The organism is Methylobacterium sp. 391_Methyba4, from assembly GCF_029691625.1.
GTDB lineage: Bacteria > Pseudomonadota > Alphaproteobacteria > Rhizobiales > Beijerinckiaceae > Methylobacterium > Methylobacterium fujisawaense.
In genome coordinates, this window is the sequence record NZ_CP121475.1 from 1,814,096 (window position 1) to 1,835,388 (window position 21,293).

A 21,293-nucleotide genomic window follows, 5' to 3' on the forward strand; every position below is an offset into this window, starting at 1 on the left:
GTACGATCGGACGCGCCGCAGCCGCCGCCCCGCCCCCCTCATTCGCCGACACCGGCCGTAGCGGCTTTCGCGGCCGCCGCGGAACGGGAGGTGACGTCGAGGGCCCGCAGGAGCGCCGAGACGTGGATGCGGACGGTGAAGGGCGAGATGTCCAGTTCCCGGGCGATCTCCTTGTTGGTGTGCCCCCGGGCGACGAGGCGCAGCACGTCGCGCTGGCGCTGCGTCAGGGGCGGGAGCGGTCCGCGCGGTAGGGCGAGGCCCGAGACGGGGCTTCGCCGGATCACGAACTCCCCGTCGCGAATCGCCGCGATCGCCTGGGCGATCTCCGCTGCCGGCAACGCCTTGCCGATGAAGCCGTCGGCGCCCTCGGCCATGACGGTCCGGATCAGGCCCTCGTCGTCGGTCATCGACACGACGACGATCGAGGCCCGCTCGAACTCGACGCGCAGCGCTCCGATGGAGTGCCGGGGATCGAGGCCGGGGAACAGAAGGTCGAGGAAGAACGCCCGGGGCGGCGGCCCGGTGCGGGCCATTGCCAGGACCTGCTCCATCGTGGCGGCCTCCCGGACGAGGGCCTGGGGATAGAGCCGTTCGGTGATGCGCCGCATGCCCTCGCGGAACAGCGGATGATCGTCGGCGACGATGAGGGTCTCGCGCGCGGAGCCGTTCATTCCACTCCCGATCGCAGCATCGGAATCTTTCCCCACGACGTCCCCAGCACAGGGCCATGCCGGATGAAATCCAGGCCCTGTCAAGGGTGCGACGATAGGTCAGATACACTAGTAGACCGGTTTTTTCCGCATGCCTAGAAGTCAGCCCGTCATGATGACAGGCATCGGCCGCCGGTTCTTTTGAATCTTTCCAAAAACATCAAGGCTGTTTGTCCTGTCGTGCGTGCCGATGCGGCGCACGAATTACGTCGTTCCATGTTCGGGGGCCTGCTGGATGTCGGAAGTCGAGCGCCAGAATGCTGAGCGGCAGGCTCAGGACAGGCTGTCCGGTCCCCACGCGGCCCCGAGCCCGGCGGCATCCGCCAAGCCGGCCCTGTCGCCGAGCCTCATCGCGATCGTGGGCGGGCTGGTGGCAGCGGGCGCCGTCGCGGGCGTGCTGCTCTCGGGCGGCGGCGAGACCGCCGGGACGGCCGAGCGGCCGGCCCTGAACCTCGTCAAGACGGGCCAGATCGACAAGGCCGCCGAAACCCTGCCCGCCGACGAGAAGGACAAGATCGTCGCCGAAGCCAAGGCCTGCCGGGCGCCCCTGGGCCTGATGCGCCTGTCGAAGACGAAGGCCGATGCCGGCGGCGTGGTGCGCATCCGCGCCGGGAACTACCTGTCGCCGGCCTTCAACATCACCGACGGGCCGATCAACATCGCGGTCCCGTTCCCGGCCCCCTACGAGGCCGGCAAGGGCGAGATCGTCATCGAGGGCGCCGCCAAGGACGTGTTCGTCGAGCTGACCCCGGGTTTGACGGTCGATACCACCGCGGGCGTCAAGCGGATCCCCGTGATCTGGAACACCAGCAAGCCCTGCGGAGGCTGACGGATGTCGAAATCCGCCATCCTCCCCTTCGTCGTCTCCGGCCTCGTGGTCGCGGTCCTCACGCCGCTCCTGCTGAGCACCGATTACGGCCCGGTCGCCTGGTGGAACGCCGCCGGAGCGGAGCTGCGGTGGAGGGCGGCGATCGGGATCGCCGTCGCCCTGCTGGCGGCGCTGGGCCTCGCCGCGACCGCGACGGCCGCCCGCAAGGCGGAGGCCGGCCTCGGGCAGCCGGCCGGGGGCCTGCTCGCCCTGCCGCGCCTGATCGTGGCGCCGCGCCGGGTCGTGGAGGCCCGGTCTCCCGAGGCCGTGATCGCGAATCTGGAGAACATGGTCGGGCTCGCGCCGGTCAAGCGCGAGGTCAACGCCCTGATCGCGCGGCTGGAACTGGAGCAGCGGCGGCGCGCCGAGGGCCTGCCGGTGGCGGCGATCAGCCAGCACATGGTGTTCACCGGGCCTCCAGGCGTCGGCAAGACCGAGGTCGCCCGGGCGATCGGCGAGATCTACCGGTCCCTCGAGGTGCTGCGCCGCGGGCATCTCGTGGAGGTCGACCGCGCGGCCCTGGTGGCGGGCTATGTCGGCCAGACCGCGGCCAAGACCCTGGAGAAGTGCCACGAGGCCCTCGACGGCATCCTGTTCATCGACGAGGCCTACACCCTGGCCGCCGGCGGCGGCGGCGGGGGCGACTTCGGCAAGGAGGCGATCGACACCCTCCTCAAGTTCATGGAGGACAACCGCGACCGGATCATCGTGATCGTCGCCGGCTACACCAACGACATGCGCCGGTTCATCGACACCAATCCGGGACTGGCCGGCCGCTTCACCAAGACCGTCGAATTCCCGCCCTACAGCCCGAAGGATCTCTGCGAGATCCTGAAGCGCATGGCGGCCCGGCAGCAATTCGCGCTCCCCGAGGGGTTCGAGGCGGCGCTCACCCCCTGGCTCGCGCAGCGGTCCCGCGCCGAGGACTGGTCGAACGCCCGCGAGATGCGGACCCTCCTGGAGAAGGCCCGCGAGGCCCAGGCCGCCCGGGTCGCCCTGCAGGGCGGCGACCTGCGCCGCCTGGAGATCGTCGATCTGCTCCGCGCCACCGGCGAGGACGCCTGACGGCGAGACGATCGCGGGACGCCCCGCGCCCGCTCAGCACCACGGCCAGCACCAAGGTTTGTCACGTCCATGGAACGCCTCGACAAGCATCCGGTCGCGCTCTTCGCGGTCATCGTGCTGGGTGCCACCGGCCTGCTGGTCGCCCTGCGGCCGGACCTGCTCGGGCCGCTCGCCGCGACGCCCGCGGCCCTGCTGCGCAACGGCCTGATCCTCGGCGGCCTCGTCGGGGGCCTCCTGGCGGCGAGCTACATCCCGGCGCGGATCGAGGCGACGCGGCGCGCCCTGGACCAGGCCCGGGCGAGCCGCAGGATCCGCCCGATCCGCTTCGTGGACGACGGCGCGGGCGCGGAGAAGAAGGACCTCCTGGCCACCGCGCTCGCGACCCTCGACGGCATGGTCGGCCTCGACCCCGTGAAGCTGGAGGTGAAGGGCGTCATCGCCCGGATGCAGGTGGAGCAGCAGCGCCGCGCCCAGAACCTGCCGGTGGCGGCCATGAGCCAGCACATGGTGTTCACCGGGCCCCCCGGCGTCGGCAAGACCGAGGTCGCCCGGATCCTCGGCAACGTCTTCAAGGCGCTGAAGGTGCTGCGCAAGGGCCACGTCGTGGAGGTTGACCGGGCCGGGCTGGTGGCGGGCTATGCCGGCCAGACCGCGATCAAGACCCTGGAGCGCTGCCGCGAGGCCCTCGACGGCATCCTGTTCATCGACGAGGCCTACACCCTGGCCGCCGGCGGCGGCGGCGGGGACTTCGGCAAGGAGGCGATCGACACCCTCCTCAAGTTCATGGAGGACAACCGCGACCGGATCATCGTGATCGTCGCCGGCTACACCAACGACATGCGCCGGTTCATCGACACGAATCCGGGGCTTGCCAGCCGCTTCACCAAGACCGTCGAGTTCCCGCCCTACAGCCCGCCGGAACTCGCCGAGATCCTGAAGCGCATGGCGGCCGGCCAGGGCTTCGTCATGCCGGAGGGGTTCGAGAAGGACCTCGCGGCCTATGTCGGCGCCCGGTCCAAGGCCGAGGACTGGGCCAATGCCCGCGAGATGCGCACGGTGCTGGAGAAGGCCCGCCAGGCGCAGGCGCTGCGCCTCGCCGCCAGCCCCGGCGGCGACATCAACCGGCTCGAGCCCGCCGACATCGCCGCGGCCCTCGGCCGCCAGGCCGGCGGCGCGGTCGACATGGACGCGGCCCGGAAGGTCATGGCCCGCCTCGACGCGATGATCGGGCTCGCGCCGGTCAAGGAGCAGGTGAAGACCGTGGCGGCGCGGGTGCTGGTCGATGCCCGGCGCCGCGCCGAGGGCATCGAGGTCGGCGCGGTGAGCCAGCACATGGTGTTCACCGGCCCGCCCGGCGTCGGCAAGACCGAGGTGGCGCGCATCATGGGCGACATCTTCCGGGCGCTCGGCGTCCTGCGGAAGGGGCACGTGGTCGAGGTCGACCGGGCCGGGCTGGTGGCGGGCTATGTCGGCCAGACCGCGGCCAAGACCCTGGAGCGCTGCCGCGAGGCCCTCGACGGCATCCTGTTCATCGACGAGGCCTACACCCTGGCCGAGGGCGGCGGGGGCGGAAGCGACTTCGGCAAGGAGGCGATCGACACCCTCCTCAAGTTCATGGAGGACAACCGCGACCGGATCATCGTGATCGTCGCCGGCTACACCGGCGACATGGCGCGGTTCATCGACACGAATCCCGGCCTCGCCGGCCGCTTCACCAAGACCGTCGAATTCCCGGCCTACGATCCTTACGACCTCGTCGAGATCCTGCGCCTGATGGCGTCGCGGCAATCCTTCCGGCTGCCGCCGCGCTTCGAGACCCTGCTGATCCCGTGGGTCGAGCAGCGCGCGCAGCGGCACGACTGGGCGAATGCCCGCGCGATGCGCACCCTCCTGGAGCGCCTGCGCGAGGCCCAGGCGATGCGGCTCGCCAGCGATCCCCTGGGCGATTACGGCCAGTTCGAGCTCGTGGATTTCGAGCGGGCGCTCGGCGGCGGCGCCCCGCGCCCCGCCGCATTGTCGTGACGGCCCGGGAGCCGTCGCGGCCATGAGCATCGCACGCGAGGACTGGCTGCGCGCGCACGCGACCCTCTGGTACGACGATCGCCGCTACCGCCTGGCCTGGCTCGCCCTGCCGCAGGCCGTGACCTGCGCGGTGGCGGGCCTATGCATGGCGCTGGCCGCGCAGGGCGTCTGGGGTCAGCCGGCCACCGCCTCGAAGGCGCGGATCGCCGAGCTGAGCGCCCTGCGCGACCGGGCCGGCAAGGACGGCGACCGCACGGCGTTCGACGCGCTGACCGCCGCGGCCACCCGGGGCCAGATCGACGCCGCGACCAAGCTCGGGACGCTCTACGACCCGCTGACCGCCGCCTACTTTCCCAGCAAGCCCGCGCCGAACGATTTCGCCCGGGCGGCCGCCCTCTACGGACCGGGCGCCGCGATCGGCGACCTCCTGGCGGTGGCGCGCCTCGCGGACGTGCTGCTCGATCCGGCCAACCCCAACCGCGACCTCCGGCGCGGCTGCCGCCTCGCCCAGACCTGGTTCGACGATCCCGAGACGCTCGAGCGCACGATCACCGGCGAGGAGCGGCTCACCGTCAAGCTCGCCACCTGCTACGTCGAGCCCGAGAGCGGCCTGCCGCAGGACCCGGTCCGGGCCGGGGGGCTGGTGACCGCGGTGCTGTGGCGCAAGCACCGGCCGACGATGGACGCCTTCATCAACAATCTCGGCCAGCAGAACCCCGCCCTGGTGTCGGGCCTCCAGCGGCATCTGGCCGAGCAGCGTCGCTATATCGGCCCCGTGGACGGGCGGCCCAATCCCGGGATCATCACGGCCCTCCAGGTGGAGGCGGGGATCACCAACACGGTCGCGACCCCGCGGCCCGAGCCGCGGCGGATGGCGCCCAAGGGCCCGGATCCGGAGGTGATCGCCCTCGCGACCGCCGCCCGGGCCGGCGACCGGCGGAAGCTGGCCGAGCTCAAGGGCCGGGCCGATGCCGGGGACGCGGACGCGCTCACCGCCTATGCGCGCCTGTTCAACCCGGTGATGAACAAGGGCGACGTCTTCGCGCCGGACGCGCAGGTCGCCGTGGCCGCCTACGAGCGCGCCGCGGCCGCCGGGAACGGCATGGCGGCGGGCGAGGCCGCGGTGCTCTACGATTCCGGCTACGGCAACGTCGCCAAGGATCCCCGGAAGGCCGCGGCCCTCGCCCTGCGGGGCATCGACCTCAAGGACGACCAGATCACCTTCTGGCTGCTGTTCCCCGAGGCGGGGCACTGGAGCGACGGGTTCTGGGGCGCCCTTCAGGCCGAACTGACCACCCGCGGCTTCTACACGCTCCCGGTCGAGAACACGCGCAATCCGGCGGTCATCACGGCCCTGCGCGCCTACATGAAAGCCAAGTCATGAGCGGCGTCTTGATCGGGACCGACCGGCTCCGGGCGCACGCGACGCTCTGGTACGCGGATGCGCGCTACCGCCTCGCCTGGCTGGTCCTGCCCCAGGCCGCGGTCGCGCTCCTGGCCGGCCTCGCCCTCGCGCTGCTGAAGCCCGCGGGCGAGTGGGGCAAGCCCGCCGACAGCAAGGAGAACGAGAAGCTCTATCTCGACCTGCTCGACAAGGCCGGCAAGGACGGCGACAGGGCCGCCTTCGAGAAGCTCAAGGCGGGTGCCGAGGCCGGCGACGTCAGCGCCCGCTCGTTCATGGGCGCCCTCTACAATCCCGAATGGGCCGCGCTCTACGCCAAGAATCCCGTCAAGCCCGATGCCGCCAAGGCCCTGACCTACTACCAGAAGCCCGCCGACCTCGGCTTCCCCGGGGCCCAGCGCGGCATGACCGAGCTCCTGCTCAACAGAGGCCGCGGCCAATACGATCTCAAGCGGGGCTGCCGCTACGGGCTGGCCTTCCACGCGAACCCGGTCGCCGCCCGGAACGCCTATCTCGATTCCTGGTCGACGCTCTACTGGATCGCCGGCTGCTACACCGATGCCGAGAGCGGCGTCCCGCGCGATCCGCAGAAGGCCGCCGATCTCTACATGGACACGGTGGCGGCCAAGCTGCCGCTGGCGGTCACCACCTTCACGGACGAGCTCGGCCGCCAGCCCCCCGACCTCGTGGCGGCGATCCAGCGCAATCTCGCGAAGCGCGGCTTCTACACGGGCCCCGCCGACGGGTCGGCGACGCCGCAGACGCGCGCGGCCGTGCAGGCGCTGGCCGGCAGGGCCGCCGGCCCGCAGACCAATCCGGGGACCGGCAATCCAGGGGCGGGCAATTCCGGGGCGGGCAATTCCGGCCCCGGAAAGCCGGGCACGCCGCCGCCCGCGACACCGCCCGCGACACCACCCGCCTCCGCACCGAGCGTCGAGGCGTTGATGGCGCTGTTCAAGAGCGCCACCACCAACGCCGCCGACGAGGCGAAGCTCAGGAGCCTGGCGGAGAGCGGGGTCTCGGTGGCGCAGTATCTCTACGCGCTGCTCCTGTCGCCGGCGAACACGGAGCAGCGGATCACCGCCCCCGACGGCCTCTTGGCGCGGCGGTATCTGGAGCGCCTCGCGGGCGAGGCCTCCTTCGCCCCCGCGGCGGCCTCGGCGGCGTTCCTGTTCGATATCGGCGGCGCCGGCCTGCAGCGGGATCCCGGCAAGGCGGCCGACATGACGATCCGCGCCCTCGAACTCAAGTCCACCGAGATCCTGCAGAACCTCGAGCAGGACAAATGGGGCGTCGGCTTCTGGGCCGCGCTCCAGCAACGCCTCGCCGACCGGAATCTCTACCAGGGCCGCGTCGTCGACCAGCGCAACGACCGCACCATCCAGGCGGCCCGCCGCCTCCTCGGCAATCCATAGGAGACGGCCATGGCCCCCCGCCGCCGTTCGAATCCTGCGCGGTTCCCGGCCCCTCGGGCCGGGCGCCGCCTCGCCCTCTTCGCCGCCGCCCTGTTGGCCGGCCTCCTCCTGCCCGCCGCCGCGCAGGCGCAGATCAAGGTCCGCAAGGCCGATTGCTTCTTCGCGGCCGACGGCAGGACCGTCATCGACGGGGTCTGCGAGTTCCTGACCGACGCGCGCAGCTACGGCGTGGGCGGGTTCCGCCTCGCCACCTACGACAACGGCTACCTGCGCGACGGCGTGGTCGTGTCGGTGACGGCGCCGGGCCGGGGCACGGCCACCTGGAACCGGGAGCCCGGCGGCAAGCCCGAGGACGGCCCCGCCGACGGCGTCACGTCGGAGGGCGCCTGCTGGACCGGGTCCCGGAGCCGGGTCTGCGCCTGGAAGGTCGGCGAGGGCCGCCCCGGCTTCGGCGGGGCTCCCGCGGCGGCGCCCGAGGCCGGCGCGCCGCGGGCCGCCGATTGCTACCTCGAGGTCGCCGGCGATGTCCGCCTCGACGGGGCCTGCCAGTTCCGGGCGGAGACCGGGCAGACCGGTGCCCGCGGCTTCGAGATCCGCTCCTATTCCGGGAGCAAGCTCGACGTCGTGGCGCAGCTCGTCCGCGACCCGCAGAACCCGCTGAAAGCCACCGCCTTCTGGAACGGGTCGTCCGGTGGCCTGCGCGCCGCCGAATCCCTCGGCGCCCTGTCCCCGAGCGGCCCCTGCTGGGACAATGACGGCGTCCGTCTCTGCGTCTGGCAGCCCGGCCAGCCTCGCGGCGGCTGGGACCGGCGGGACGGCGGGACCGCGCCTTCCCGCGATCGGCCCGCCGAAGCGCGGGCTCCGGCTCCGCCCGACACGCCGCCGTCGCCGTCGCCGTCGCAGTCACCGTCTCCACCGCCCGCGCCCCGCGACACCGCGGAGGCGCGGGACCCGCCGCCGGGCACGTTCCTGAAGCTGTCCTTCAAGGGCCGCTGCGAATCCCTGGTGATGGACGGGGAGGATCTCACCGCCCTCTGCGCCTCGGGTGCGGTGAACACCTCCGTCGTCGGGAGCCCGAAGGCCGGGTTCATCTTCGGCACCACCGACGGCAAGGCCATGGCGTTCCTGGCCTCGGCGAAGGGCCTCGTCGCAGGCGGCACCCTGCGCCAGCCCATCGACGAGCTGATGTACGCCGAGCGCGACCAGTCCACCATCAAGGTGAAGGGCACCTGCGAGTTGCCCAACCCGATGGGCGGCCCGGTGGTCATCACGTGCAACGCCCAGTCGACGAACAGCACCTACGCGGTCCGGTTCCGCACCGATGGCGGCAAGCCGGTCCTGGAGCGCTCCGACCCGAAGTGAGCGTCCCGCCCGCGGTCCACGACCGCCCGTCCCGCAGGCCGAGGAGGAGTCCCATGGCACACAGCGTCCCGAAGACGAGAGCGGCCGGGGTCGTGCGGCCTGGGCGGCCCGGCTTCGGCTTCCTCTTCGGCCTCCTCGGGCTCTGCCTCGCGGGGCCGGCGCTCGCCGGATCCACGAGCGTGACCGCGCGCCCCGGACAGCGGATTCGCCTCGACGGCTACGCCACCCACGAGACCCGGCCGGGCTGCCCGTCGGTTCCGGCGGCCGCGGTCGAACTGGTCACGCCGCCCCGCGGCGGACGCATCGAGCAGCGGCGCGAATTCCTGGTCCTCGGCCGGAACACCGACGGCACCCCGTCGCGGGACGGCTGCCAGGATGTCGAGCGGGACGCGCGGGCGCTCTACTACACGGCCCGGCCCGATTTCTCCGGCCTGGACACGGTGTCGGTGATCGTCACCTTCGTCACCGGCGAGGAGGCGACCTACACCTACAGGATCACGGTGCCCGAGGGCGAAGGCCGGCGGGCGCCGGCGGTGTCCCAGGCACCCGCCCCCCGCGACGCGGGCCTCTCGCGGCCGGCCCCGACGGCGCGCGCCGCTCCGGCCGAGCGAGCGGCTCCGGCTCCGGCTCCGGCGCCCCAGGAGGCCAGCACCGGCGACTTCCTGCGCGACGCGGTCCGCGGCGCGGTCCCGGCCGGCCGGCCGGCACCGGCTTCGCCGCCCCCGAAGGCTGCAGAGGCCGCGGCGCCCGTGTCCGGCACGCCCGCACCGCCCGCGCTGCCGCCACAGCAGCTGGCACCGCCGCGCCCGCCCGCCGCGCCGCAGCTCTGACGCGCCGCGGACGGTCAGCCCTGCGGCGGAGGCCGCGCCCCCCATCGCCAAGCCGAGGACGAGTCCCGTGCATCAGCACCTTCCGAACGCTCCCCGATCCGCAGCACCGACCCGACCGCGGCGGCGCACCGGCGCCGGCGTCCTGGCCCTCGGGTCGGCGCTCGGCTCAGCGCTCTGTCTGCCGCTCTGCCTCGCCCTGCCGGCCCGGGCGGAGGTAGAGAACAAGACCGCGCGCCCCGGCCAGCGGATCTTCCTCCAGGGCTTCACCTACTACTTCGCCACGCAGGGGTGCCGCTCGCGCGCGGCCACGATCGAACTCGTCAGGCCGCCGCGCGGCGGGCGCATCGAGCAGCGGCGGGAATTCCGGATCCTCAGCGGCAAGGTCGACGAGACCGGGGCGCAGATCCGGCAGCCGGACGGCTGCGAGGACGCCAAGAAGGATGCGATGTCGCTCTACTACACGGCACGCACCGACTTCTCCGGCCTCGACACCCTGTCGGTCGCCGTCACCTTCGGGGACGGGTCCACGGTGCCGTACACGTTCCGGATCACCGTGCCGCCGGGCGAGCCCCGCCGGGCCCCGGCGGTGTCGCAGGTGCCGGTGCCGCGCGACGGCGGCAGCGGCCAGGCCGCACCGGTGGCCCGGGCGGCGCCGGCTCCGGCGTCCCGGGAGGCCGGCACCAGCACCGGCGATTTCCTGCGCGACACGGTCCGCGGCTCGGTCGCGGCCCCGCGGCCGGCGCCGGTCGCTGAGCCTCCGAAGGCGGAGGCGGCCGCGTCCGGCGCGGTGCCGCGGACCGAGCCCCCGGCACCGCGCGAGATGGCGCCGCCGCCGCGCCCCCGGCCACCGGCCGCGCCGCAGCTCTGAGACCCTGCGGGGGGCCGGCCGGCGCGGACCGGCCTCCCGCACCCGTACGGATCGACGCCCGACCGGGACCCGGCCGCGCAGGTCCGCCAAGTCCACGCCAGAACGAAGTGAGAGGCGCCCCATGGGATCGATGCAAACCGCGTTCGTCCACGCGGCAATCCTGTCCACACTCGCGCTCCCGGCGGCCGCGGCGGAGACATGCCGCGACCATTACCGGAGCGAGGGGACGCCGATGCTTCAGGCCATCACCTACAAGACGTGGATGATCTTCCCCTCGGTCAGCCCCAAGGCCGCGTTCGACCGGGTGACGCGGGCGGTCCTGGCCGAAGGCTTCGTGGGCGTGCACGTCGAGAAGCAGCTCGGGACCCTGACGGCCCAGCAGGAGACATCGGGCTCGGGGCGACCGCAGACGCTGCGGGTCGTCGTGCGCAAGGCCGGGACGGGCAGCCGGGTCGACGCCCTGTTCATGGTGCAGGCCGGGCAGATCGGTCAGGACGTCGACCAGAACCTGTGCCGCGTCGTCGATGCCGCGGCGCAGTAGGGCCCGGATGGCGCGCGGCTGCGGGCGTCCGCCCGAACCCCGCGGCCTGTCACGGGGGAGCGGCGTGGCTCCGCGGCGCTGCCCGGGCGCGCGGTCCGGATGCGAGGTTCAGATGCGCCGTTCAGTGCGAGGCCGGCCGTGACGCGGCTCCTGGTGGCGGCCGTCGCCGCATCCCTCCTGGCGCCGTCTGCGGCCCGGGCGATCGACTGCCGCAGGGCGGCCAGCCCGCTCGAGCGCATGATCTGCGCCGACGCGGCGCTCCGAAAGGCCGATGCCGCCCTGGGTTCGGCCTATGCCGGCCTCCTGCACGGCACGGACGACGCCGAGATCCGGGCGATGCTGATCGCCAGCCAGAAGCGCTGGGTGGCGGCCCGGGACACGTGGCTCGGCGACCTGGACGCGGCCGACGCGCGCACCATCGTGCTGGGGGCGATCCGGGCCCGGACCGAGGACCTGTCCGGCCGCGCGAAGAGCGATCCGGCCCGGCCGCACTGGATCGCGGCGGCGCTGCGCCAGCGGGCCTTCGCGGCACGGTTCACCGGCGGCCCCTTCGCGGGGTTCGACACGGCCTGCTATTTCCTGCCCGTCGGGCAGGACCGGGTCTACGGCTGCTTCGGCAGCCGGCGCTTCCAGAACGGCGACCGGGTCTGCACGCTGTCCGACGACTGGGCGAGCGGGCACACCACCGAGACGCGCACGGTCGGGCGGGTCGTCGACGGCGCCGTGCGAACGGTCGCGACCTGCACGATCGGCGGGGGCGACGACGCGGAATGCCCGGGTCCCGAAAACCCCGCCGGCCGCTGGACGCGGCCTGCCGCCCCGGCGGCCGCGACTGCCAGCGCGACGACGGCGCCCGCAGGCCCTCGGGCCGTCCTCGATGTCGAGCTGGCCTCGGACGCCGAGGCCGAGACCTGGCTCTCGACCTGCCTGACAGACCCCGCCTATCCGCCGCCCGACCCGGTTCCGGCGGCCGGGACGGAACCGGGGTCGCGCCCGCCGGCGCGCGCGGGCGACCCGAACGGGAAGTGACGATGAGACCGGACGCCCCCTTGCCGGACCCGGCCCGCAGCCGCCTTCCGGGTGACGCCGGCCTTCGGCTGCGCGCAGGCCGTGGCGCAGCCGGGGAAGCTCCTCGGCGCCCGCGCATCGGCCGAGCCGGCCGGGCACCCGCCTTGGCCCTCGGCCTGATGCTCGGTCTGATGCTCGGCCTGCCCCTCGCCGAGCCGGCCGGGGCGCAGGACGGGCCGCCGGCGCCGCGGGTCGCCTCCGCCGTGAAGAACCTGCGCTTCGTGCCCCTCGCCGCGCTGCCGCGGGCCCCGGGCGGGGCGGGCCGCCAGGCCGGCTGCCCGGGCGAGGTCGTCCCGGCGCAATCGGAAGCGGCGCAGGCCGTGGCCGCCCGGGACTGGTTCGTCACCGGCGAAGCGGCGCTGGGCCGCTACCGGGCCGTCAGCTTCGCCAGCGACCTGCAGCAGGGGACGAGCGGCACCTGCTTCATCGCGGACGGCAATGTCGGCCTCTTCGAGGGACCGCGCCTCGTCGCCCTCGTGTACGGCGCCGGCCGGACCGGCGCGGTCGGCCGGATCGCGGCGCGCGCCGGCGGCGTGCGTCTCTGGGACGGCGATCTGCCGCCCTCTCCGGTGGGCGACCTGACCCTGCGCCCGGACGGGACCCTGTCCCTGGAGCCGCTTCCCACGGTCGAATCCGTCTGCGGTGGCCGCGGAGCGGTCCCCGCCATCCGCGGCCAGCCGATCGACACGGCCCGGGCGGCGCTGATCGCCGCGGGCTGGACGCCGGTGAAGGGTCCGCCGAGCGACGATGCGCGGGAGCGGGACCTCGCCCGGCGCGGCGTGATCGAGGTCGACGGCTGTTCCGGGACGGGCCTCGCCTATTGCAGCTTCCGGTATGCGGGGGCCGCTGGCGCGCTCTCGGTGACCACGACGGGCGACGGGGACCTGCCCGAGGTCCACGAATACGGAGTCACGTGCCGATGAGACGGATCCTGCGGGCGCTGGCGCTGATCGCGGCGACGGGGCCGGCCGCGACCGCCGCGGTCGCGGCGCCCGCGCCGTCCTGCGCGGCCGAGGCCGAGCGGCAGGCCCTCAAGCTGCTGCGCTTCCACAGCGACGGCGACGCGCGGGCCACGGTCGATCCCGCTTCCGTTCGGTCCGTCGGCACCGTCGCGTCCCTGGTCGGGACGCGGCGCTTCCAGGTGATCGAGGCGGAGGGCAGCATCGACAAGGGCGATTATCGGATCCGGCTGATCTACGCGCCGATGCCCGGGAGCTGCGTGCTGATGGGGCAGGAGATCCTCGAGCGGTCCGATCCCTACTGAGCACCGCCCTCAGCGCGCGCCGAGGCAGCCGGTCCCGGGCGTCGGCAGGACCAGCCAGGCGCCCCCCGCGTAGAGGCGCCGGACCGCGCCCGGCGCGGCGGGCCGGATCACCAGATACGCGCGGCCGGCCGAGACCAGGGCCCCATCGTCGGCGGCCGCCAGGGCGGCGGGGTTCCCGAGCGCCACCACGGTCTCCGGCTGGACCGCGAGGGCGGTCAGCGCGGTCACGCCGAGCCACCCGGCGAGCGCCGCCGCCGCCGGGGCGACCGGCAGGCGGCGCCGTCGGCGCCGATCAGTAATCGTAGGCATGCTCGAACCGGCCCCCCGCGGCCTCGACGGCGCGGATCTGTTCGACGAGCTGCTCCACCGCGGTGTCGTAGCCGACGCGCTGCCAGCCCGGCTCGGACTGGATCGGCATCGCGAACAGCGGCTCGGCCCCGGCGAGGGCGACCGTCCGGCCCGGCGGCAGGAGGACGGTGGTGAGGATGCGGTCGTTGCCGGCGATCTCCAGCACGGTCCGGCCGCGCGCCCCCAGGCCCCGCAGGATCTCCGTGAAGGCCCGGTAGCGCGGCGTCTCGATCAGGGCGGCCGGTCCGCCATCGCCGGCCGGGACGGGGCCGAGGCGGGTGATGCGCGGGTCGGCGGCCGCGTCGGCGGCGTCGAGCCCCGCCACGACGCTGCGGATCGTCAGGCCGGCCGGGTCCATCCCGGCGAGCCACGCGATCCCCTGCGCGTAGGCCCATTTCACCCCGTATTGCAGCGAGAGCGCGCCGCGCCGCTCGACCGCCCGCAGGGACGGCGTGAACGGGACATCGCGCCAGAGCCGGGACAGCTCCGCGTCGAACGGGTAGCGGTACCAGGGGGTCTGGCGCAGGAACACGGCGTAATCCGCGAGCAGCCGGGCGTTGAACCGGTCCTCCTCCGTGGGCTCGGGCCCCCGCCACCACGCGGTCAGCGCCCCGACGGTGCGCTCGTAGGCGCCCTGGATCAGCATCTCGGCCGTGAAGCTGAGGCCGATGACGTAGTTGGTGACCTTCTGGCCCGCGGTGACGTCGCCGGTGCGCCCGGCCGCCCGGGTCGCCCCGCACAGGCTCGTCCAGAAGCCGGTGGTCGCCGCCCAGTAGTCGAAAGCCGATTCCGAGGCGGATCGCGTCACCCCGGCGAGGTCCGCGTAGGCGTGGACGATGTCCCATTCGGGGAAGGTCAGGTAGCTGTCGCCGGCCGCGCGCTTGTAGCCGTCGGGGGCGATCCCGAAGCGCGAGCCGCCCCCCGCACGCCCCTGCAGGGTGGGATCGGGCGCGACCGCGCAGCCCCCCTCGATCGCCGCGACCGGCAGGGCGCAGGCGAGCGCGAGGAGGGCCAGGCCGGCGGCCGCCCAGCGGGCGGCCCGGCGGCGGCGACGGGCGGGACGGGGGCTCACGCCGCGCCCGCCGCGGCGGCGCGCCACGGCCACCAGCCGAGCACCACGCCGGCGAGCCCGAGGCTCAGGTGCGGGCCGTTCGAGAGGAGCGGGCTGTCCTGGAAGCCCTTCAGGAACAGCGACAGGTCGAGGAAGCTCGATCCGGTGATCACCCCGACCACGCCGTCGAGGAGGTAGATCGCCCCGAAGGCCCGCAGGAAGGTCACGGCGGCGTGCCGCGACCACAGGGCGGCGGCGAGCGCCCACAGGCCGGAGGCGAGGTGGAGCGCGTCCTTGTAGACGTCGAGCCGGAACAGGCCGAAGACGCGGCCCTCCGCGTCCCGGAAGGCCGGGATGTAGTCGGTGGCGGCGGCGAACAGCAGGATGGCCGCGAAGGCGAGGGCGGCCGCCTGTGGGGGCGTGGGTCTCATGAGCGGATCCTTGCGCGGTCAGGCCATGGAGGTCGACCAGAGGGCGTTCCGGAACAGCAGCCCGGGATCGTACCGGCGCTTGGCCGCCACGAAGGCGTCGAGCCTGGGATAGGCCCGGGCCATCTGGTCGCGCCGGGCATGCAGGCGGTAGGGCAGGTAATAGGCCCCGCCGAGCGCCACGACGCGCTCGATCAGGGCCTCGGTCATGCGCATCATCGCGGCCTCGTCGCCGGGGGTGAGCCCCTGCGAGAACGACATCACGGCACCGATGCGGGGAGAAGGCGCGTAGGCCAGCGTCGAGTCCGGGTCCGCCGCCACGTAGCGCAGGGTCACGTTGAGGCAGTCGCAGCCCGAGCCCGGGATGATCTCCCGGCAGGCGGCGCGGAACGCGTCGAACCGCTCGGGCGGGACGAAATACTCGTGCAGGATGTCGGTGCGGTTGCGGTCGCGCGAGGCGAGGTTCGCCACCGGCTCGTTCATCAGGCTGTTGCGGGTGGCGAGGCCGGGGTCGAGCGTCGGGTTGAGCCGGGTCTCGGCGATCCAGCGGGCGCGCTTGCCGAACTCGCTGCCGACCTGGGCGCGGTAGATCTCCCGCGAGACCGCCGAGAACGCCCCCTGCGCGGCCGCGGCGGGCAGGACCTGCGGCGGGTGCTCCGCCTCCGCGTAGGTGACGAGGATCGCCTCCTCGAAGAACCCGGCCTGCGCCACCGAGAGGCGGCCGTAGGCCATGCGCAGCCGCGGGTCGCGCTCCACCGCCGCCACGAAGGCCGGCGCGAACTCCGCGGCCGGCATCACCGCGAAGGTCGGCGTCAGGAGGCGGTTCGGCACCATCTCGACCACCAGGTCGACCACGATCCCGAACAGGCCGTAGCCGCCCATCGCCAGCCCGAACAGCTCGGCGTTCTCGGTGCGGGAGCAGGTGACGAGGCTGCCATCGGCCAGGACGAAGCGGAGGGCGCGGACGGTGGAGCCGAAGGGCCCGCGCGGGGCCGGCCAGCCATGGGCGTTGACGCTGAAGGTCGAGCCGACCCCGAAATCGCTGTTCGACTGCATCACCGCGGGCGAGAACCCGATCCGGTCGAGCTGCCGGATGACCTGCGACCAGCGCGCGCCGGCCCCGACCCGGTAGAGGCCGGCAGCGGTGTCGGGCTCGATCGGGCCGCCCTCCAGGGTCACGGCCGTCCCGTCGCGGGCGAGGCTCTGGCCGCCCATGGAATGGCGGGCGACGCCGACCGCCACCGGCCGCCCGGCGGCGGCGGCGTCCCGGATCTCGGCGCGCAGGGCCTCGATCAGGGCCTCGGTCGACCCTGTCGGGAGCACGGCGTGGCGGGCCACCGGGGTCGGGTTGAGGCCGCTCGCATCGTTCAGGATGATCCGCGGCGCGGCCCGGGCCGCCCGCGGCAGCAGCGCGGCGGCCGCCAGGGCGCCGCCGCCCGCGAGGATCCTGCGCCTGCTCGGTCGTATCCCCGCCATGACCGTCGCCCCCAGCCCTCGATTCGCACCGGCGGGGCGACCGGCTCGCCCCGCCGGCCTACCCTGCGACGGGTCCGGGCCCGCCGGCGTGAGATCGCGCACGGAGCGCGATACGGCCAAACAAACCGACCGGCCCTCTTCGCACGCGGCGGCTCGTTCGCCCCTACCAGCGGCCGGCCGCGCGGTTAACCGCACGCCTGCGCGGGTCCTGCGCCTGCTCAAGGCTCGCCAGGATGCCGTCTTGCGTGACCTGCTGCCCGCGGGCCTGCCCACAGGCGCCCGTGACGGCGAGCCTGCCGCCTTATGAGGTCCGCCCCGTCCAACGGGAGGACGAAGCCCTGCGGGGCGCGCGGGGTAAGACGGGTGCCGCATCGTCGGTCGGCCGCCCGGCCGGCCAGGGCCCGTGGCGACACCCGATCGGCCCTGTGACGCCCGCCTGTCCCGAGAGCGTGATTCTGGCCGGATCCGGCGCATGTCCGGCTCCGGGATCGGAGTGTTCTGCGTGCGCGGAGATAACCGGCCGTCGCCCCCGCAGGACTTCCGAGATTCTTCGTGCCGCCCGGCGGCCGAAGCCGTCTCAAGGCACGCGATTGTCCATCGCGGCTTGACACTGACCTTCCGCCTTGTGGCCACTCGCCGGCCTTCATCCCCTGCGCTGGAGCGGATATCGGCCGCGGCGGGACCAGCGGCGCCTGCAGATCCGTTGCCGGAGGCGGATCCGACGCGACGCCACTCGGGCGCTCGCTTGCGCGCGGGTCTCGCGGGTTGCTGCCGAGCGCGGTGGCGCGTCGTCCGTGAGCCCTTCGGCCTCTTAAGCATGCCCGAGGCGGCGCGCGCGCCGTGCGGAACGGTGTCGTGAGCTTGGCTGTTGCCTCCCTGCCGACCAGCCCTGGCCGGCACCGAGCCGCCGGCGATGACCGGCGCGCCGACACCCTGAGAGGAACGCCTATGAGGAAGTCCCTGCTGGTCGTCGCCGTCCTGGCCGCCTTCGGCGCGGCCGGCGCCGCGACCTCGGCCTCGGCCGCGCCCGGCCTGCCCGGCGCCGTGAGCGCCCCGTCGGACGTGGTCTCCGTCCGCATGGACCGGATGCACGGCCACCATCACCACCGGATGATGCGCCATCACCGCCACGGGCACATGATGCGCCATCACCATCATCGCGGGCACATGACGCGGCATATGCACCGCCATCACCGCATGTGAGCTGGTCGGGGCCCCCGAGGGGCCCCGTTCCCCGGGATCCGGCGTGCGGCCCGGCCCTGCGACCGGCGCGACATGAGCCGGGCCAGGCCGCCCCAGCGGGAGGACTGACCGCACGCCTCTACTCTGCGGCCTCGCGGTGGACCGGCTCCGGCTGGCGCGCCCGGGACGTGATCGTCGCGGGCCGGACCCTGCCGAAGCGGGCGTAGAGGGCCGGCAGCACCACCAGCGTCAGCAGGGTCGCGCTGATCAGGCCGCCGATGACCACGGTGGCGAGCGGCCGCTGGATCTCGGCCCCGGTCTCGGTGGCGATGGCCATCGGCACGAAGCCGAGCGAAGCGACCAGCGCCGTCATCGCCACCGGCCGCAGCCGGATCATCGCGCCCTCCAGGATGGCCTCCCGCTTCGGGCGCCCCTCCGCCACGAGCTGCTTGATGAAGGTCAGCATCACGAGGCCGTTCAGGACCGCCACGCCCGACAGCGCGATGAAGCCGACCGCCGCCGGCACCGAGACCGGCATGCCGCGCAGCCACAGGGCCACGATGCCGCCGGTCAGCGCCAGCGGCACCGCGCTGAACACCAGCAGCGCGTCCCGCGGCGAGCCCAGGGCCGAGTAGAGCAGCAGGAAGATCAGGAAGAAGCACGCCGGCACCACCACCATCAGCCGCTGCTTGGCCGAGGCGAGGTTCTCGAACTGGCCGCCCCAGGTCACGAAGGAGCCCGGCGGCAACGGCACTTGCCGCCCGACCTCGGCCTGCGCCTCCGCCACGAGGGAGCCGATGTCGCGCCCGCGCACGTTGGCGGTGACGACCACCCGGCGCTTGCCGTTCTCGCGGCTGATCTGGTTCGGCCCCTCCGTGACCGAGAAGCCCGCCACCTGCTTGAGCAGGACCGAACGCGCACGGCCGTTCGGGCCGGGCGGCAGCGGCACCGGGATATTCTCCAGGGCCTCGCGGTCCTCGCGCACCGTGTCGGTGAGGCGCACCACGATGGGAAAGCGCCGGTCGCCCTCGAAGACGACGCCGGCATCCTTGCCGCCGATGGCCGCGCCGATGACCTCCTGGATGGCGCCCGTGCTGAGGCCGTAGCGGGCGGCCTCGGCCTTGTTGATCTTGATCTCCAGGAACGGCAGGCCCGCCGTCTGCTCGACCTTCACGTCCTCGGCGCCGTCGATGCCCTTCAGGACCGCCGCGATCTGGTTGGCGGTCTTCAGCATCGGCTCGAACTCCTCGCCGAACACCTTCACGGCGAGGTCGCCCCGGGTGCCGGCGAGCAGCTCGTTGAAGCGGAGCTGGATCGGCTGCGAGAACTCGTAGACGTTGCCGGCGAGCGCCCCCACCGCCGTCTCGATCTGCGCCTGCAGGTCGGCCTTCGACAGGCTCGGGTCCGGCCACGCCTCCTGCGGTCTGAGCATGACGAAGGTGTCGGAGGAGTTCGGCGGCATCGGGTCGGAGGCGACCTCCGCCGTGCCGGTCTTCGAGAACACGTAGGCGACCTGCGGGAACTTGGAGACCACCTGCTCGACCTTGAGCTGCATCGCCTGCGACTGGGTCAACGAGGTCGAGGGGATGCGGGTGGCGTTGAGCGCGATGCTCTTCTCGTCGAGTTGCGGGATGAACTCGGTCCCGAGCCGGGTGAACAGGACGCCCGCCCCGACCAGCAGCAACAGGGCCGCCCCGAGAAAGGCGAGGGGACCGCGCACCGCAGCCCCGAGCACCGGCCGGTAGGCCGCCTTCAGCGCCCGGATGATGAGGTTGTCCTTCTCGGTGACCGTGCCGGTGATGACGATGGCGATCAGCGCCGGCACGAAGGTCAGCGACAGGATGAAGGCCGAGACCAGCGCGATGATGACGGTCAGCGCCATCGGCGCGAACATCTTGCCCTCGACCCCGGTGAAGGTCAGGAGCGGCACGTAGACCAGGATGATGATGGCTTGCCCGTAGAGGGACGGCTTGATCATCTCCTCGGCCGACGCCCGCACCGTCTGAAGGCGCTCCTCGGTCTCGAGGGCCCGCCCGAGGGCGTGTTGCTTCTCGGCGAGATGGCGCAGGGCGTTCTCGGTGATGATCACCGCCCCGTCGACGATGAGGCCGAAGTCGAGGGCGCCGAGCGACATCAGGTTCGCCGAGATCTTCGCCTCGACCATCCCGGTCAGGGTCATCAGCATCGCCACCGGGATGACCAGCGCCGTGATGACGGCCGCCCGGATGTTGCCGAGCAGCAGGAACAGGATGACGATGACGAGGGCCGCGCCCTCGGACAGGTTCTTCACCACCGTCCTCACCGTCGCCTCGACGAGACGGGTCCGGTCGAGGACGGTCTGGACCGCGACGCCGGGGGGCAGGCTCCTGCGGATCTGGTCCATCTTGGCGTCGACCGCGGCGGCCACCGTGCGGCTGTTCTCGCCGATCAGCATCAGGGCGGTGCCGATGACGACCTCCTGGCCGTCCTCGCTGCCCGAGCCGGTGCGCAGGTCGCGCCCGATGCGGACCTCGGCGATGTCCCGGATCCGGACCGGCACGCCGCCGCGGGTCGCGACCACGACGTTGCCGATGTCGTCCATGTCCTCGAGGCGTCCGGCGGCGCGCACGACGTAGCCCTCGCCGTTATCCTCCAGGTAGCGAGCGCCCTGGTTGGCGTTGTTCGCCTCCAGCGCCCGGGCGACGTCCGAGAAGGACAGGTCGAGGGAGGCGAGCTTATCGGGGTCGGGCTGGACGTGGTACTGCTTCTCGAAGCCGCCGATCCCGTCGACGCCGGCCACGCCGGGCACGGTCTTGATCTGGGGCCGGATGATCCAGTCCTGAACCGTGCGCAGGTACGCGGTCTGCTCCAGCGCGGTCCTGAGACGCTGGCCCTCGGGGGTCAGGTAGCTTCCGTCGGGCTGCCAGCCCGGCGCGCCCGCCTTCGAGAGCGTTCGCTCGCCGGGCTTCGCGTAGTGGATCGACCACATGTAGATCTCGCCGAGGCCCGTGGAGATCGGGCCCATGGCGGGCTCTGCCCCGGGGGGCAGAGCCCGCCTCACCTGGGCGAGGCGCTCGGCCACCTGCTGGCGGGCGAAGTAGATGTCGAGCGTCTCGGCGAAGACGGCGGTGACCTGCGAGAAGCCGTTGCGCGAGAGCGAGCGGGTGTATTCGAGCCCCTTGATGCCGGCGAGGGCGGTCTCGACCGGGTAGGTGACCTGCTTCTCGATATCGACCGGCGCGAGCGAGGGCGCGGTCGTGTTGATCTGCACCTGGTTGTTGGTGATGTCCGGGACCGCATCGATGGGCAGCTGCGTCACCGCGTAGCCGCCGAAGCCGGCGGCGAGCAGCGACAGCAGCAGCACGAGCCAGCGCTGGCGGACCGAGACGTCGAGGATGCGGCTGATCATGTCTC

At 73.3% G+C, this 21,293-nt stretch carries 19 protein-coding genes; 13 read left to right on the forward strand and 6 right to left on the reverse strand.

Translation table 11 applies throughout. The features are described from left to right. Nucleotides 1–38: 38 nt before the first annotated feature. On the reverse strand, nucleotides 39–671 hold the full coding sequence (locus tag P9K36_RS08565; protein ID WP_043389341.1) for a response regulator transcription factor: 633 nt from the start codon (nucleotides 669–671) through the stop codon (nucleotides 39–41). 274 nt (nucleotides 672–945) lie between these two features. On the opposite strand from P9K36_RS08565, the gene P9K36_RS08570 reads away from it, so the two are divergent. From P9K36_RS08570 to P9K36_RS08625, 12 genes are all read left to right on the forward strand, one after another. Further along, on the forward strand, nucleotides 946–1,539 hold the full coding sequence (locus P9K36_RS08570) for a hypothetical protein (RefSeq protein WP_043389344.1): 594 nt from the start codon (nucleotides 946–948) through the stop codon (nucleotides 1,537–1,539). A 3-nt stretch (nucleotides 1,540–1,542) separates the two neighbouring features. Further along, complete coding sequence (locus P9K36_RS08575; RefSeq protein WP_043355315.1) at nucleotides 1,543–2,643, forward strand: AAA family ATPase; 1,101 nt, start codon at nucleotides 1,543–1,545, stop codon at nucleotides 2,641–2,643. 69 nt (nucleotides 2,644–2,712) lie between these two features. Continuing rightward, nucleotides 2,713–4,665, forward strand: coding sequence for an AAA family ATPase (locus tag P9K36_RS08580; RefSeq protein ID WP_043756593.1), 1,953 nt, complete (start codon nucleotides 2,713–2,715; stop codon nucleotides 4,663–4,665). 22 nt (nucleotides 4,666–4,687) lie between these two features. Continuing rightward, nucleotides 4,688–6,049, forward strand: a complete 1,362-nt coding sequence (locus tag P9K36_RS08585) for a hypothetical protein (protein WP_043756594.1) — start codon at nucleotides 4,688–4,690, stop codon at nucleotides 6,047–6,049. Then, entirely contained in the window at nucleotides 6,046–7,482 is a 1,437-nt protein-coding gene (locus P9K36_RS08590; RefSeq protein ID WP_043756595.1) for a peptidoglycan-binding protein, read from the forward strand. Before P9K36_RS08585 ends, P9K36_RS08590 begins: the two co-directional genes overlap by 4 nt. A 9-nt stretch (nucleotides 7,483–7,491) precedes the next feature. After that, nucleotides 7,492–8,844 (forward strand): hypothetical protein, encoded by a 1,353-nt coding sequence (locus P9K36_RS08595; RefSeq protein ID WP_043756598.1) that lies wholly within the window; start codon nucleotides 7,492–7,494, stop codon nucleotides 8,842–8,844. A 53-nt stretch (nucleotides 8,845–8,897) separates the two neighbouring features. Continuing rightward, nucleotides 8,898–9,674 (forward strand): hypothetical protein, encoded by a 777-nt coding sequence (locus P9K36_RS08600; protein WP_043756600.1) that lies wholly within the window; start codon nucleotides 8,898–8,900, stop codon nucleotides 9,672–9,674. 67 nt (nucleotides 9,675–9,741) lie between these two features. Further along, entirely contained in the window at nucleotides 9,742–10,542 is an 801-nt protein-coding gene (locus tag P9K36_RS08605) for a hypothetical protein (RefSeq protein WP_043756601.1), read from the forward strand. Nucleotides 10,543–10,672: 130 nt separating this feature from the next. Next, nucleotides 10,673–11,083: a hypothetical protein gene (locus P9K36_RS08610; RefSeq protein WP_043761065.1), complete on the forward strand. Its 411-nt coding sequence runs from the start codon at nucleotides 10,673–10,675 to the stop codon at nucleotides 11,081–11,083. A gap of 138 nt (nucleotides 11,084–11,221) precedes the next feature. Continuing rightward, a complete protein-coding gene (locus P9K36_RS08615; RefSeq protein WP_236961477.1) occupies nucleotides 11,222–12,112 on the forward strand; it encodes a lysozyme inhibitor LprI family protein in 891 nt (296 codons plus the stop codon). A gap of 143 nt (nucleotides 12,113–12,255) precedes the next feature. Beyond that, nucleotides 12,256–13,074, forward strand: a complete 819-nt coding sequence (locus P9K36_RS08620; RefSeq protein ID WP_236961475.1) for a hypothetical protein — start codon at nucleotides 12,256–12,258, stop codon at nucleotides 13,072–13,074. After that, nucleotides 13,071–13,415: a hypothetical protein gene (locus tag P9K36_RS08625; RefSeq protein ID WP_043756603.1), complete on the forward strand. Its 345-nt coding sequence runs from the start codon at nucleotides 13,071–13,073 to the stop codon at nucleotides 13,413–13,415. The genes P9K36_RS08620 and P9K36_RS08625 overlap by 4 nt, the downstream gene beginning before the upstream one ends. Before the next feature lie 9 nt (nucleotides 13,416–13,424). Here P9K36_RS08625 and P9K36_RS08630 read toward each other — a convergent pair whose 3' ends face one another. Genes P9K36_RS08630 through P9K36_RS08645 form a run of 4 tightly spaced genes read right to left on the reverse strand, consistent with a single transcriptional unit; the run spans nucleotide 13,425 to nucleotide 16,718 of the window. Continuing rightward, a complete protein-coding gene (locus P9K36_RS08630) occupies nucleotides 13,425–13,724 on the reverse strand; it encodes a hypothetical protein (protein WP_278306907.1) in 300 nt (99 codons plus the stop codon). Continuing rightward, nucleotides 13,708–14,835, reverse strand: coding sequence for a hypothetical protein (locus P9K36_RS08635; RefSeq protein WP_043356642.1), 1,128 nt, complete (start codon nucleotides 14,833–14,835; stop codon nucleotides 13,708–13,710). The genes P9K36_RS08630 and P9K36_RS08635 overlap by 17 nt, the downstream gene beginning before the upstream one ends. Next, nucleotides 14,832–15,245, reverse strand: coding sequence for a DUF4383 domain-containing protein (locus P9K36_RS08640; protein WP_043356619.1), 414 nt, complete (start codon nucleotides 15,243–15,245; stop codon nucleotides 14,832–14,834). The genes P9K36_RS08635 and P9K36_RS08640 overlap by 4 nt, the downstream gene beginning before the upstream one ends. 18 nt (nucleotides 15,246–15,263) lie before the next feature. Further along, the gene (locus P9K36_RS08645; RefSeq protein ID WP_043756607.1) at nucleotides 15,264–16,718 is read right to left on the reverse strand and encodes an FAD-binding oxidoreductase; all 1,455 of its coding nucleotides are present in this window, start codon (nucleotides 16,716–16,718) and stop codon (nucleotides 15,264–15,266) included. A 948-nt stretch (nucleotides 16,719–17,666) separates the two neighbouring features. Between P9K36_RS08645 and P9K36_RS08650 the strand changes: the two genes are divergently transcribed. Further along, complete coding sequence (locus P9K36_RS08650; RefSeq protein ID WP_043356624.1) at nucleotides 17,667–17,921, forward strand: hypothetical protein; 255 nt, start codon at nucleotides 17,667–17,669, stop codon at nucleotides 17,919–17,921. Nucleotides 17,922–18,039: 118 nt separating this feature from the next. On the opposite strand, the gene P9K36_RS08655 is transcribed toward P9K36_RS08650, so the two are convergent. Next, the gene (locus P9K36_RS08655) at nucleotides 18,040–21,288 is read right to left on the reverse strand and encodes a CusA/CzcA family heavy metal efflux RND transporter (protein WP_043756610.1); all 3,249 of its coding nucleotides are present in this window, start codon (nucleotides 21,286–21,288) and stop codon (nucleotides 18,040–18,042) included. Nucleotides 21,289–21,293: the final 5 nt, after the last annotated feature.

What these genes read in the sequence shown, in the direction of transcription:
- P9K36_RS08630 (WP_278306907.1), bottom strand. Translation starts at nt 13,724, where the DNA reads ATGCCTACGATTACTGATCGGCGCCGACGGCGCCGCCTGCCGGTCGCC.
- P9K36_RS08650 (WP_043356624.1), top strand. Translation starts at nt 17,667, where the DNA reads ATGAGGAAGTCCCTGCTGGTCGTCGCCGTCCTGGCCGCCTTCGGCGCG.
- P9K36_RS08580 (WP_043756593.1), top strand. Translation starts at nt 2,713, where the DNA reads ATGGAACGCCTCGACAAGCATCCGGTCGCGCTCTTCGCGGTCATCGTG.
- P9K36_RS08585 (WP_043756594.1), top strand. Translation starts at nt 4,688, where the DNA reads ATGAGCATCGCACGCGAGGACTGGCTGCGCGCGCACGCGACCCTCTGG.
- P9K36_RS08570 (WP_043389344.1), top strand. Translation starts at nt 946, where the DNA reads ATGTCGGAAGTCGAGCGCCAGAATGCTGAGCGGCAGGCTCAGGACAGG.
- P9K36_RS08640 (WP_043356619.1), bottom strand. Translation starts at nt 15,245, where the DNA reads ATGAGACCCACGCCCCCACAGGCGGCCGCCCTCGCCTTCGCGGCCATC.
- P9K36_RS08600 (WP_043756600.1), top strand. Translation starts at nt 8,898, where the DNA reads ATGGCACACAGCGTCCCGAAGACGAGAGCGGCCGGGGTCGTGCGGCCT.
- P9K36_RS08565 (WP_043389341.1), bottom strand. Translation starts at nt 671, where the DNA reads ATGAACGGCTCCGCGCGCGAGACCCTCATCGTCGCCGACGATCATCCG.
- P9K36_RS08625 (WP_043756603.1), top strand. Translation starts at nt 13,071, where the DNA reads ATGAGACGGATCCTGCGGGCGCTGGCGCTGATCGCGGCGACGGGGCCG.
- P9K36_RS08595 (WP_043756598.1), top strand. Translation starts at nt 7,492, where the DNA reads ATGGCCCCCCGCCGCCGTTCGAATCCTGCGCGGTTCCCGGCCCCTCGG.
- P9K36_RS08590 (WP_043756595.1), top strand. Translation starts at nt 6,046, where the DNA reads ATGAGCGGCGTCTTGATCGGGACCGACCGGCTCCGGGCGCACGCGACG.
- P9K36_RS08645 (WP_043756607.1), bottom strand. Translation starts at nt 16,718, where the DNA reads ATGGCGGGGATACGACCGAGCAGGCGCAGGATCCTCGCGGGCGGCGGC.
- P9K36_RS08610 (WP_043761065.1), top strand. Translation starts at nt 10,673, where the DNA reads ATGCAAACCGCGTTCGTCCACGCGGCAATCCTGTCCACACTCGCGCTC.
- P9K36_RS08575 (WP_043355315.1), top strand. Translation starts at nt 1,543, where the DNA reads ATGTCGAAATCCGCCATCCTCCCCTTCGTCGTCTCCGGCCTCGTGGTC.
- P9K36_RS08655 (WP_043756610.1), bottom strand. Translation starts at nt 21,288, where the DNA reads ATGATCAGCCGCATCCTCGACGTCTCGGTCCGCCAGCGCTGGCTCGTG.